Below are 12,855 nucleotides of genomic sequence, written 5' to 3'. Positions count from 1 at the left end.
GTGGATGCGGCATTGTCCCATTCCGGCGCTGCCATCGCGATCACGGGCGCCTCAGCCGAAGACCTTCCACTTCAGCAGGAACGAAACAAGCACCAGCGCAATGCCACAGGCCGATGCGGTCGCCGCCCGCCGCCGCTGGGACGCCAATGGCGGGCTCGCACGGCGCGCGCGTTCATCCTGCAGGATGCCGATCAACAGCACCGCGAACCCCACCGCGCCCAGCAGGTCATAGGTATTGCCGCCATGGAAGGCGAAGTCGAACAGGCGTACCAGCACCAGTACTGCGATCACGATGTACAGGATCTTCTTCAACCGCTCACTCCTTTGACTGTCGCGCCGGGCCAGGCCCGGCGGATACACGTGTGTCCATTGCCGCTTGCGGCTGCGAGGCTTCGCCTCAGGGCTTGATGAAGCGCAGGGTCATGCGATCGCTTTCGCCGATGGCCTGGTACTTCGCGGCGTCGGCCTTGTCATGCTGGTTGGTCGGCGGCAGGGTCCACACGCCGTTGGGATGATCCTTGGTGTCGCGCGGGTTGGCATTGATCTCGCTGCGCGCATCCAACCTGAAGCCGGCGGCCTCGGCCAAGGCGATCACCTGCTGCTGGCCGACATAACCAGTGTCATCATCGTCGGCCACATCGGCCTTGGCGCGGTGCTCCACCACGCCCAGCACGCCGCCCGGCTTGAGCACGTTGAAGAAGCCCTGGAACATGCCCTGCGCCTGGCCGGCCTTGCGCCAGTTGTGCACGTTGCGGAAGGTCAGCACCACATCGGCCGAGTTGGCCGGTCCGAACACCGGCTTGGCCGGATCGTAGGCGACCACGACTGCTTTGCCGAACTGTGCCGGCGCACCGGCGAACTTCTTTTCCAGGCCATCGCGGCTGCGCTGCTGGTAGTCGCGGCCACGGCCTTCTGCCACCGCCATCGGGTCAACCACGGCTGCCACGTACCGGCCCTTGTCATGCAGCAGCGGCGCGAGGATTTCCGAATACCAACCGTTGCCCGGAGTGATTTCGATGACGGTCTTCTCCGGTGCCACCGAGAAGAAGGCCAGCGACTGTGCCGGATGACGGTAGCCATCACGCTTGACGTTGGCCGGATCGCGGGTCGACGCCTTCACCGCAGCGTCGATGGCGGGCGATACCTGGATCTGCGCCGGCGCCATCAAGGTCGGCGCAGCGTACGCGGGCACGGCAGCAAGCAGGGCGGAAGCAAGCAACAGGCGGCAACCACGCAGGGACGAAGCAGGCATCATCGGGGCGACTCCAGCGGAATGATGCGGCGAGACTAGCAGTCACCGCGCGCCAGGTGTTCACAAATCGTTAGCCGCGCGCCCGTCGCGGAACACTGTTTTGTGGTCAGCGCCGCAGCGCGGTAACACGACGCGTTCTATTCTGGAGCACTTCCCCCAAGGAGACCGTGCCCATGACGGCAACCCGTGAACTGGGCCGTTCCGGCCTGCATGTACGTCCGCTCGCCTTCGGAGGCAACGTATTCGGCTGGAGCGCCGACGAGAAGGCCAGCTTCGCCCTGCTTGATGCCTTCGTCGACGCCGGCTTCAACCTGGTCGACACCGCCGACGTGTACTCGGCCTGGGTGCCCGGCAATGTGGGCGGCGAATCGGAAACGCTGATCGGCAGGTGGTTCGCCCGCAGCGGCAAGCGCCAGAAGGTGGTGCTGGCGACCAAGGTCGGCAAATGGGCCGAGCGCCCGGGGCTGACCCCGGACAACATCAATGCGGCGGTGGAAGACTCGCTGCGTCGCCTGCAGACCGATGTGATCGATCTGTACCAGGCCCACGAGGATGATGAGTCGACACCGCTGGAAGCCACGCTGGCCGCGTTCGGTCGCCTGATCGAAGCCGGCAAGGTGCGCGCCATCGGTGCCTCCAACTACAGCGCCACCCGCCTGGCCGATGCGCTGAAGGTATCCACCGATTACAAGCTGCCGCGTTACGAAACCCTGCAGCCGGAGTACAACCTCTACGACCGCGCCGGCTACGAGACCGCGCTGGAACCGCTGGTGCAGCGCGAGCAGATCGGCGTGATCGGCTATTACGCACTGGCCAGCGGCTTCCTCAGCGGCAAGTACCGCACGGCAGCCGATTCGGGCAAAAGCCCGGCGCGGGGCGAGAACGTGGTGAAGCGTTATCTCAACCCGCGCGGCCTGCGCATCCTGGAAGCGCTGGATGACGTGGCCAGCAAGCACACTGCCAGCCCGGCACAGATCGCAATGGCATGGCAGATCGCACGGCCGTCGATCACCGCGCCGATCGTCAGCGCCACCAGCGTCGAACAGCTGCACGACCTGCTGGCCGCGGCGAATGTATCGCTAAGCGTGCAGGATGTCGCGCAGCTGGACGCGGCAAGCGCGGAAGGCTGAGATTGGCCGGGGGCGGTCGCCGGCATCGGGCAGAAGAAAATAATTCAACAAAATGGTTGCGCACGACTAAATCGTGGTTTATCGTGCGCACCTCGTTTCAACACCCGCCTGGATGTTTCCCTTGAACGCGCATTTCTCCGCCATCGCCACACTGCTGCCATGCCTGCGCATGGATGTGCTGGCGCGCGCGTCCGGCAAGGAAGCACTGCCCACAACGGCCTGATACCCGCCCTGCGGAGATCGGCCACCCCGATCTCCGAGGCTTGACGACGCCCTCGGAACGTATGTCCCGGGGGCGTTTTCGTTTGCGTCGGCACAAGGACCCGCGATGCCAGAACTGCACCCTGCGCGGCATTCCGCCGCACACTGATCGGCCATTACCTGCACGCCGGACTTTATCTTCGCGCGGGCGGCCGTGCCCGGACATTATCTGCATTGCCTCACAACATTATCGCCCGCCGATAATGTCGATGGCCTGCACCCTCGATTTTCCAACGGTCCCGTTTCAATGGCGGGCTGGTGCGCGCGGCGCTGCCGTAGCGTATGCCGGAGGTCGCGGACATGCCCTCGCCTGGATCGCCTGCTGGTCGCAGGCGCCGGTTCGCCGGCACGCGGTTCGATTCCGCGCGGTTCCCAACTGGATAGCTCAGCCTGGTCAGAGCAACGGATCCTGAGTCCGTCTGTCGTGGGTTCAATTCCCACTCCAAACCACATGACCTGTCACGTCATGAGTTGAAGCAACACCCGGGACGCACGTCCCAGCGGCCATCGTCGCCATCCACGGACATCGCCTTCGGGCGGAGAAGTGGAAGCAACGGACCGCACGCCGGGCCCCGGTCCGCCGCCACTGCCCGCCTTGGTCCACCCCGGTGCTGCCTGCCGGCGACGCCCATGGCAGTACTGCCGGCGCACCGAAGGCTCCGCGCGCGGACCGTCCGCCGATGGCCGCCCTCTTCCGCGGCCTGCACGGGGTGTGCAGGCCGCCTCGCCACGACCTGATCGGCCCGGGTCACGGCGATGGATTCCCATCGGGTCGAACCACCAGAGCCATACAAGGAGAGACTCCCATGTTCTGGACCATCAAGGTCGTGATCGGCGACGGCGAGCGCGGCCTGGTGTATCGCAACCGTCGTTTCCAGCAGGTGCTGCTGCCGGGCGTGCACCGCCTGTCGCGGTTCGGCGGCTCGCCGCAGGTGACCGTGCACAACGCATCGAAGGGCAGCGCCTACAACGGCAGCGACCAGGACAGCCTGATCGACGCGCTGGGAGCACAGCTGCACGAACACTTCGTGCTGGCCGATATCGGCGCTGCACAGGTGGGTCTGCTGCTGCGCAATGGCCGTATCGATGACGTCCTGCCGCCCGGCAGCCGCCATCTTTACTGGCGGGGTTCGGTCGACACCGAGGTGCGCGTGATGGCCCTGGGTGACGAACCGCGCGTGCCGGCCAACGTGCAGCAGCGCCTGGGCCAGCTGGGCGTACTGCCGCGCGTGGCGGTGATCAGCACCGTGCCGAGCGAATCGGTCGGCCTGCTGTTCGTCGACGGTACGCTGCGACAGACCCTGGATGCCGGACTGCACGCGTTCTGGAATTTCAACGGCAACGTGTCGGTGGAGCGCGTCGAACTGCGCGCGCGTTCGCTCGACGTGTCCGGCCAGGAGCTGCTCAGCCGCGACAAGGTGACCCTGCGGGTGAACCTGGCCGCGACCGTGCAGGTGGTCGACCCGGTGCGTGCACACCGCACGCTCAGCAACGCCGACGAGTTCATCTACCGGCAGCTGCAGTTCGGCCTGCGCCAGGCGATCGCCACGCGCAGCCTGGATGAGCTGCTGGGCGAGAAGGCGGCGCTGGACGGTGAGATCGCCGCGCACGTGCGCGCCGCGATCGAGGGCCACGGTGTGCAGCTGCTGGGTGTCGGCATCAAGGACGTGATCCTGCCGGGCGAGATGAAGGAGATCCTCAACGGCGTGGTGCTGGCTGAGAAGCAGGCACAGGCCAGCGTGATCCGCCGCCGCGAGGAGGCCAACGCCACCCGCTCGCAGCTCAATACCGCCAGGCTGATCGAGGACAACCCGGTGCTGATGCGGCTGAAGGAGCTGGAAGCGCTGGAGAAGGTCACCGAGAAGATCGACAAGCTCACCGTGTTCGGCGGCCTGGATGGCGTGCTGAAGCAGCTGGTGACGATGAAGTAGGGGGCTGGGGCGGCGCAGGGACGCGCCGCCGGCCCATCATGGAGATGGATTGCAACATGGATACTCAACACACTTATCAATGGCTGCATGCCGAGGGCACCACGCCGATCAAGGGCTGGGTGAACGGCGTGCCGCTGGAGGCGCAGGCCCATGAGCAGCTGCGCAACATCGCCGCCATTCCATTCGTCGGGCCCTGGGTGGCCGTGATGCCGGACGTGCACCTGGGAAAGGGCGCGACCGTCGGCTCGGTGATCCCGACCCGCGGGGCGATCATTCCGGCGGCGGTGGGCGTGGACATCGGCTGCGGCATGGCCGCGGTGCGCACGACGCTGCAGGCCAACGACCTGCCCGATGACCTGCGGCAGCTGCGCAACAGCATCGAGCGCAGCATCCCGGTCGGCAACGGTCGCAGTGGCGAGCATCAGCGCATGCCCGACAGCATCCACACGCGGCTGGTGCAGTCCGGCCTGGCCGCTGGCCTGGAGAAGATCAAGGACAGGCATCGCCGGATCCGCACCGACAAGCTCGATCGCCAGCTGGGCACGCTGGGAGGTGGCAACCACTTCATCGAGCTGTGCCTGGATGAAACGGATGCCGTGTGGGTAATGCTGCACAGCGGCTCGCGTGGCACCGGCAACCTGATCGGCACGTACTTCATCGAGCAGGCGCGTCGCGAGCTGGAGCGCCGCGTGCTCGGCTTCCATCTGCCTGACAAGGACCTGGCCTTCTTCATGGAAGGCGAGCCGCTGTTCGACGACTACGTGGAAGCGGTGTCCTGGGCGCAGGACTACGCGCGGCACAATCGCGAGGCGATGATGGCGCGCGTGCTGGCCGAGATGCGGCATCGGCTGCCGCCGTTCCGGCTGGCGGCGATGGCCGTCAACTGCCACCACAACTACGTGCAGAAGGAAACGCACGCCGGGCAGGAACTGCTGGTCACCCGCAAGGGTGCGGTCAGTGCACGCCAGGGCGAGCTGGGCATCATCCCCGGCAGCATGGGCACGCGCAGCTACATCGTGCGTGGCAAGGGCAATGCAGACAGTTTCCACAGCTGCAGCCACGGCGCAGGCCGGGTGATGAGCCGCGGCACGGCACGCGAGCGGATCACCCTGGCCCAGCACCGCGAGGCGACCGCGCATGTGGAATGCCGCAAGGACAGCGGCGTGCTGGATGAATCGCCGGCGGCGTACAAGTCGATCGACGATGTGATGGCCGCCCAGCTCGACCTGGTGGACGTGGTCCACACACTGCGCCAGGTGCTGTGCGTCAAAGGATGATGCGGCGGGCCGGATGCCGTTCAAGAGAGCGGAATCCGGCCCTTTCCATCACCCGATGCTGTCTTCGCTGACCAGCGCGTGATGTACGCCGATCCCGGCACGCACCCCTTCGGCGGCGGCCAGGGTGATATTGCCGACCGTGGTCGCGTCGCCTGCAGCGTACACGTTCGGCACCGAGGTCTGCTTCATCGCGTCCACTTCGATCAGCACGCCGAGCGGGCTTTCGACCAGCGCGCAGCCCAGCTGCTGCACCAGCGGCGTGGCCATCGCCTGGGTAGCCGGAACGAACAGCGCGCGCTGGGCGATGCGGCGGCCATCGGCCAGTTCCACTTCCAGCCAGGTCGGCTGGTCGCCCTGCACGGCAATCACCGGCGAGATCTCGATCTGCACGCCACGCTGCTGCATGGCCACGCGTTCCTCCTCACTGATCTCCCCCGCCTGGCTGAAGAAGGTGACATTGCCCCAGTCGGCGAACAGCGGTGCCTTGCCGGCCGACATCGGATGGCCGCCGAGCACGCCGATCGCTCCGCCGCCGACTTCGTAGCCATGGCAGTAGGGACAATGCAGCACGGTGCTGCCCCAGCGCTCGGCCAGGCCGGGCAGGTCCGGCAGCTGGTCACTGATGCCACTGGCCAGCAGCAGCTTGCGTGCGGCCAGCACCTGGCCATCCGCGGTGCGGACCTCGACACCGTCGGGGCTGGCGGTGGCGTGCGCGGCCTCGGCATGGATCCAGCGCACGCTGGGATAGTCCAGCAGCTGCTGGCGCGCCGTCTTCAACAGCTCGGCACCACTGATGCCGTCCAGGCCGAGGACGCCATGCGAATGGCTGGCCGCACGGTTGCGGGGCAGGCCGGCGTCGATGACGGTGACCGCGCGGCGTGCGCGGGCCAGGATCAGGCCCGCGGCGATGCCGGCGTAACTGCCGCCGACGATGATCACTTCAGGATTCATGGTGTCCTTCCAGGGTGCGGTGATGGGCGAGGTGGCGCGCGAACTCCGCGCCGAGCTGGTCGAGCGTGGTGGACTGCAGGCGGTGTTCCAGCAATCGCTGCGCTTCACGGGCACCATCGAGCAGCGCCGAATCGACCAGTTGCTGGATCGGGCAGCCACGACCTGCGCCGCGTGTGCCGATCTGCACCAGCGGCGGTGCGCCGACCGCCAGGTAGATGTCGTGCAGCGTGATGCGGGTCGCATCGCGCGCCAGCTGGCTGCCACCGCCGTGCCCGCGTGTGCTGCGCACCAGCCCGGCCTTGTGCATCTGCGCCAGCAGCCGGCGGATCACCACCGGATGGGTCGGCAGGCACATGGCCAGCTGTTCGGAGGTGCGCGGCCCCTGCTGGCCCACGAGATGGGCCATCACGTGCAGCGCGTCGGAAAGCGGGTTCGAGGATTTCATGTAACAACAATAGTTACATTTATATCCCCTGTCGAGCGTCCTGTTTCGTTCCATATGGACACATCTGTCCTATGAAACATTTCCTTCACCTCGTTGAACGAAACGATAATGTGATCCTTATCGCACTTCAGAGCACGCGAGATCAGGTCGATACCGCATCGCCCCCCTTCCGAGATCTCGCCCCATGAATGCCTCTCCCCATGCGCCGCGACTGCAGACGAAGCTGCTCGGCGCCGTATCCCTTGGCCTCGCCGTCATCCTGCTGTGTGCCTTGGCCGGCCTGGCGTCGGCCTGGCTGAAGCTGTCTGCCGAGGTGCCTGCCGAAGTCGCCCATGGCCGCGATGCCGAACGCCTGCAGCGCGAGTTCCGTGGCCAGGTGCAGGAATGGAAGAACGTGCTGCTGCGGGGCCACGATCCGGTCCTGCGCCAGCGTCATCTGGATGCATTCGACAGCGAAGGCAGAATCGTCGATGGACTGGCACGCGGGCTGGCCGGCAGCCCCGATACCCGTACGCGCGAGCTCGCCCTCGCCTTCGCTGGCCTGCATGCGCAGCTGCAGAAGGACTATCACGCTGCACTGCAGGCGTTTGCTGCTGCCGGCTACGATGCCACTGCCGGCGATACCCTGGTGCGGGGCAAGGACCGCGCGGTGGCCGCATCGCTGGACGCGCTGAGCACGCAGGCCACCCGGGTGGCCGAGGCCGCGGTGGCCACGCGCGCGCAGCAGGCAAGGCAGATGCTGCTGCTGTGCGCGGTGCTGACCGTGGTCGCCGCTGCGCTGCTGCTGATGGGCCTGGCCTGGTGGCTGCGCCGCGCGGTGGTGCAACCGGTGCTGGCGGTGGAGGCGGCTGCGCGCGCCGTGGCCGCTGGCGACCTGCAGCACGTCGTGCAGGTTCGCAGCCGCGATGAAGTGGGCCGGCTGGCGCAGGCCATGCAGGCCGTGCAGGCCACGGTGGGCGGCGTGCTCGAGGCGCAGGCGGCAATGGCGAAGGCGCATGACGCCGGCTCGATCAGCTATCGCATGGATGCCAGCGCCTTCCCTGGCGCATTCGGAACCATGGTGGCCGACAGCAACGCGCTGGTCGACGCGCACATCCGGGTGAAGATGCGCGCGATCACGATCATGGGCCGCTATGCGGTGGGCGATCTCAGCGAGGACATGGAGCGCCTGCCAGGCGAGAAGGCCGTCATCACCGAAGCGCTGGATACTGCCAAGGCCAACCTTGGCACCATCAACGGCGAGATCCGCCGCCTTGCCGCCGCCGCTGCGGCCGGCGATTTCAGCCAGCGCGGTGACAGCGCGCGCTTCGAGCATGACTTCCGCGCGATGGTGGAGGGCCTGAACCAGCTCATGCAGACCACCGAGCAGAATCTCGGCGAGGTCTCAACGATGCTGCGCGCGATTGCCGATGGCCGGCTTGGCGCGCGCATGCACGGCAGCTTCCAGGGCGTGTTCGCCCGCATCGCTGGCGATGCCAACACGACTGCGGCGCAGCTGGCCACCATCGTCACCGACATCAAGCACACTTCGGGCAGCATCCATGCCGCGGCCGCCGAGATCGCCGCCGGCAACAACGACCTGTCGCGCCGCACCGAGCAGCAGGCTGCCAACCTGGAGGAGACGGCAGCATCGATGGAGGAACTGACCTCCACCGTGCGCCAGAACGCCGAGCACGCACGCCAGGCCAACCAGCTTGCGATCGGCGCGCACGAGGTTGCCTCGCAGGGCGGCGAGGTGGTCACGCAGGTGGTGGCGACGATGGGGGCGATCGAGGCCTCTTCGCGGCAGATCGCCGACATCATCAGCGTGATCGATGGCATCGCCTTCCAGACCAACATCCTGGCATTGAACGCAGCGGTGGAGGCTGCGCGTGCCGGTGAGCAGGGCCGGGGCTTCGCCGTGGTGGCCAGTGAGGTGCGTACGCTGGCGCAGCGTTCAGCCAATGCGGCCAAGGAGATCAAGACGCTGATCGATACCTCGGTGGACCAGGTAGCCGATGGCGCACAACGCGTGCGCCAGGCGGGCATGACCATGGCCGAGATCGTCGCCTCGGTGCAGCGCGTGACCGACATCATGGCCGAGATCTCCGCCGCGTCGCAGGAACAGAGTGCAGGCATCGAACAGGTCAACCAGACCGTGGTGCAGATGGACGGCGCGACCCAGCAGAATGCCGCGCTGGTGGAAGAGGCCAGCGCCGCCGCGCGCAGCCTGGAGCAGCAGGCGGACCGGTTGATGGACGCGGTGGATGTGTTCGATCTGTCGCCCCCCGCGGCGAGCGGCGATGCGCTGGCGCGCGCGGCCTGAAGGACTGCATGGACCCTGTGCAGCCGAGCATGGGTCCGGCTCTGCCGAACGCGCAGGTAACGCCGGGCCATGCCCGGCGAGCGCGGCATGCCTCAGCGCAGGTAATCCGACTGCACCATCGCGTCACCGAGATGGTCCAGGAACGAGCTGATCCGCGCCGAGACCGCCGTGTTGCGGTAGTACACGGCGTGGATCGGTTGGTAGACATCCAGCGTCTGTGCAGCCAGTACCGGCACCAGCGTGCCGGCAGCACGGTCGCGTTCGGTGACGAAGTCCGACAGGCAGGTGATGCCCACCCCTTCCACCGCCAACCGGCGCAGGGTCTCGCCGCTGGATACGGCGATGTCCGGCCGTACCAGCAGCTGGCCGTCGGCGTCGCCCGGCACGGGCCAGCGGTTCAGCGATTCGGGTTCATTGAATCCCAGCAGCGTGTGCTGACCCAGCGCCGCCACGCTGGCCGGTTCACCGTGCTCGGCCAGGTAGCCCGGGCTGGCCAGCAGCTGCAGCCGGCAGCGGCCCAGCGAGCGCGCGTGCAGCGTTGAGTCGGCCAGTGGGCCGATGCGGATGGCCACGTCGGTGCGTCGTTCCAGCAGGTCGATGTAGCGTTCGGAACTGTTCAACTCCAGCTGCACCTCCGGGTAACGCGCGCGGTAGCCCGCCACCAGGGGAACGATCACGTGCAGCACGAACGGCATGGCCGCATCCACCCGCAGGCGTCCAGCCGGGCGCTCGCGGCGCGCCGCCATCTGCTCTTCGGCCGACTCCACCGCGTCGATGATCGCCCGTGCATGGCGCAGGTAGGCCTCGCCTTCGGCGGTCAGGTGCAGCCGCCGCGTGGTACGGGTCAGCAGGGTGGTGCCCAGCTTGTCCTCCAGCCGCCCCAGCGCCCGGCTCACGCCGGACGGGGTCTGACCCAGCTGTTCGGCGGCGGCACTGATCGAACCGCTGTCGATCACGGCCAGGAAGGCCTGCATTTCATCGAGGGTGGTCTTCATGGCGCCATTATTGACCACCAGGCAAGAGTGATTGGCGTGAAGACCGGTTTTTCGGCAAAGGTGGGCCGCGCACACTGCGCGCCTTCCTTCCTCCGGAGCCCGCCATGATCCGCGGCATTCCTCTCGCCCTGCTGGCGCTGACCCTGGGCGCCTTCGCCATCGGCACCACCGAATTCGTCATCGTCGGCCTGATTCCGACCATCGCCGCCGACCTGCAGGTCAGCCTGCCTTCGGCCGGCCTGCTGGTCTCGCTGTACGCCCTGGGCGTAGCCATCGGCGCGCCGGTGCTGACTGCGCTGACCGGCCGCGTGCCGCGCAAGACCCTGCTGGTGGCACTGATGGCGCTGTTCACGCTGGGCAACGTCATCGCCTGGATGGCACCGGGCTACGCCTCGCTGATTGTCGCCCGCATCCTGACCGGCCTCGCCCATGGCGTGTTCTTCTCGATCGGCTCGATCATCGCCACGGCGGTGGTGCCGAAAGAAAAGGCCGCCAGCGCGATCGCGATCATGTTCACCGGGCTGACCGTCGCACTGGTGACCGGCGTGCCGCTGGGCACCTTCATCGGCCAGCACCTGGGCTGGCGCGCGACCTTCCTGGCCGTGGCCGGCCTGGGTGTGATCGCCCTGGTCGGAGCGGCGCTGTTCGTGCCGCGCACTGTGCCGCAGAGCGCGCCCGCCCGCTTCCGCCAGCAGCTGGCCGTGCTGGCCCAGCCGCGCCTGCTGCTGGTCTACGCGATGACGGCACTGGGCTACGGCGGCACGTTCCTGGCCTTCACCTACCTGGCGCCCATCCTGCAGGACGTCACCGGCTTCTCGGCCAACGCGGTCAGCCTGGTGCTGCTGGTGTATGGCGTGTCGGTGGCGATCGGCAATCTGTGGGGCGGCCGCATGGCCGACCGCATGGGTCCGGTTCCGGCGCTCAGGCGCATCTTCGCCCTGCTGGCCATGGTCCTGTTGGCGCTCACCTTCACCGCCTACAACACGGTGTTGATGTTGCTGACGGTGCTGGCCCTGGGTGCGGTGGCCTTCGGCAACGTGCCCGGACTGCAGGTCTATGTGGTCAAGCAGGCGCAGCGCTATGCGCCGCAGGCCACCGACGTGGCATCCGGACTGAACATCGCTGCATTCAACATCGGCATCGCCCTGGGCGCATCGCTGGGCGGCCTGGTGGTGGAGAACGTCGGCCTGATGCATACGCCGTGGCTGGGCGCGCTGGTGGTGGTGGGTGCCTATGCATTGACCGTGCTCAGCGGCCGCCTGGACCGTCGCGACGGCATCGACGACCGCGCCGAGGGCACCGCGATCACCGCACACTGATACGACGCCGCTCACTACCGACGCATCTCCACGCCTGCGCAATGCACCGTTGCCGGCATGCATGCAGGCCCTGCCCTACCCTTGTGCGGATCTACCGCGCCCTTCCCCCCATTAGCTGGAGTTCCCCCATGACTGTCCCCGCTTTCGGTCTCGGCACCTTCCGCCTGAAAGGCCAGACTGTGATCGACTCGGTACGCAACGCACTGGACGTCGGTTACCGCGCCATCGATACCGCGCAGATCTACGACAACGAGGCCGAGGTCGGCCAGGCCATCGCCGAATCCGGCGTGCCGCGTGACGAGATCTACCTGACCACCAAGGTCTGGATCACCGAGTTCAAGCGCGATGCGCTGCTGGCCAGCCTGCACGACAGCCTGAAGAAGCTGCGCACCGACCATGTCGACCTGGCGCTGATCCACTGGCCCTCACCGAACGACAAGGTCGACGTGCCGATGGAGGAGTACCTGCCAGCGCTGGCCGAAGCCAGGGCGCAGGGCCTCACCAGGGAGATCGGCATCTCCAACTTCACCATCGCGCAGACGCGCAAGGCAATCGGCATCCTCGGCGCCGACGCCATCGCCACCAATCAGGTCGAGATCCATCCCTACCTGCAGAATCGCCTGCTGGTGAAGTTCCTGCAGGAAAACGGCATCCCTGTCACCGCCTACATGAGCCTGGCCTATGGCGAAGTCATCAAGGACCCGGTGATCCAGGCCATCGCCGGCCGCCACCAGGCCACGCCGGCACAGATCGCACTGGCATGGGCACTGCAGCAGGGCTTTGCGGTGATTCCGTCCTCGACCCGGCGCGAGAACCTGGCCTCCAATCTGGAAGCGGCGGCCATCCGTTTGACCGAGGAGGACATGGCACAGATTGCCAGGCTCGACCGCGGGCATCGGCTGGCCAATCCGGAAGGCATCGCGCCGGCCTGGGACTGAGCCGAAGCCGCCGGGCACGGCCCGGCGCTACCAGACGTTGCGATGGGGGCC

General features: G+C 67.1%; 11 protein-coding genes and 1 tRNA gene. 7 read left to right on the top strand and 5 right to left on the bottom strand.

Annotation, left to right across the window (positions count from 1 at the left end; genetic code table 11):
• Positions 1–51: 51 nt before the first annotated feature.
• Together N7367_RS14845 and N7367_RS14840 are read right to left on the bottom strand one after the other, a co-directional pair.
• Positions 52–312, bottom strand: coding sequence for a hypothetical protein (locus N7367_RS14845; protein WP_053518127.1), 261 nt, complete (start codon positions 310–312; stop codon positions 52–54).
• 85 nt (positions 313–397) lie between these two features.
• The gene (locus tag N7367_RS14840) at positions 398–1,255 is read right to left on the bottom strand and encodes a methyltransferase (RefSeq protein ID WP_279942684.1); all 858 of its coding nucleotides are present in this window, start codon (positions 1,253–1,255) and stop codon (positions 398–400) included.
• A gap of 170 nt (positions 1,256–1,425) precedes the next feature.
• On the opposite strand from N7367_RS14840, the gene N7367_RS14835 reads away from it, so the two are divergent.
• The 4 genes from N7367_RS14835 to N7367_RS14820 all read left to right on the top strand — a co-directional run bounded on the left by N7367_RS14835 (position 1,426) and on the right by N7367_RS14820 (position 5,851).
• Positions 1,426–2,382 (top strand): aldo/keto reductase, encoded by a 957-nt coding sequence (locus N7367_RS14835; protein ID WP_279942683.1) that lies wholly within the window; start codon positions 1,426–1,428, stop codon positions 2,380–2,382.
• Positions 2,383–3,019: 637 nt separating this feature from the next.
• Positions 3,020–3,093, top strand: a tRNA-Gln gene (locus tag N7367_RS14830).
• A gap of 356 nt (positions 3,094–3,449) precedes the next feature.
• Positions 3,450–4,574, top strand: coding sequence for a slipin family protein (locus tag N7367_RS14825; RefSeq protein WP_279942682.1), 1,125 nt, complete (start codon positions 3,450–3,452; stop codon positions 4,572–4,574).
• A 56-nt stretch (positions 4,575–4,630) separates the two neighbouring features.
• Entirely contained in the window at positions 4,631–5,851 is a 1,221-nt protein-coding gene (locus N7367_RS14820; RefSeq protein ID WP_279942681.1) for an RtcB family protein, read from the top strand.
• Positions 5,852–5,899: 48 nt separating this feature from the next.
• On the opposite strand, the gene N7367_RS14815 is transcribed toward N7367_RS14820, so the two are convergent.
• Together N7367_RS14815 and N7367_RS14810 are read right to left on the bottom strand one after the other, a co-directional pair.
• A complete protein-coding gene (locus N7367_RS14815) occupies positions 5,900–6,802 on the bottom strand; it encodes an NAD(P)/FAD-dependent oxidoreductase (RefSeq protein ID WP_065174286.1) in 903 nt (300 codons plus the stop codon).
• A complete protein-coding gene (locus N7367_RS14810) occupies positions 6,792–7,247 on the bottom strand; it encodes an Rrf2 family transcriptional regulator (protein ID WP_065181437.1) in 456 nt (151 codons plus the stop codon). Before N7367_RS14810 ends, N7367_RS14815 begins: the two co-directional genes overlap by 11 nt.
• Before the next feature lie 184 nt (positions 7,248–7,431).
• On the opposite strand from N7367_RS14810, the gene N7367_RS14805 reads away from it, so the two are divergent.
• Positions 7,432–9,552 (top strand): methyl-accepting chemotaxis protein, encoded by a 2,121-nt coding sequence (locus tag N7367_RS14805; RefSeq protein WP_279942680.1) that lies wholly within the window; start codon positions 7,432–7,434, stop codon positions 9,550–9,552.
• Between the two features lie 92 nt (positions 9,553–9,644).
• On the opposite strand, the gene N7367_RS14800 is transcribed toward N7367_RS14805, so the two are convergent.
• A complete protein-coding gene (locus tag N7367_RS14800) occupies positions 9,645–10,547 on the bottom strand; it encodes a LysR family transcriptional regulator (RefSeq protein WP_053518115.1) in 903 nt (300 codons plus the stop codon).
• 104 nt (positions 10,548–10,651) lie between these two features.
• Here N7367_RS14800 and N7367_RS14795 point away from each other — a divergent pair, with 104 nt between their 5' ends.
• Positions 10,652–11,866, top strand: a complete 1,215-nt coding sequence (locus tag N7367_RS14795) for an MFS transporter (protein ID WP_053518114.1) — start codon at positions 10,652–10,654, stop codon at positions 11,864–11,866.
• A 128-nt stretch (positions 11,867–11,994) separates the two neighbouring features.
• Positions 11,995–12,804, top strand: coding sequence for a 2,5-didehydrogluconate reductase DkgB (gene dkgB / locus N7367_RS14790; protein WP_128989949.1), 810 nt, complete (start codon positions 11,995–11,997; stop codon positions 12,802–12,804).
• The last annotated feature ends 51 nt before the right edge of the window (positions 12,805–12,855 follow it).

Source organism: Stenotrophomonas sp. GD04145 (assembly GCF_029835135.1).
GTDB lineage: Bacteria > Pseudomonadota > Gammaproteobacteria > Xanthomonadales > Xanthomonadaceae > Stenotrophomonas > Stenotrophomonas maltophilia_P.
Note: the sequence above shows the minus strand (reverse complement) of the source record. Positions and strands in the feature narration are given on the sequence as shown.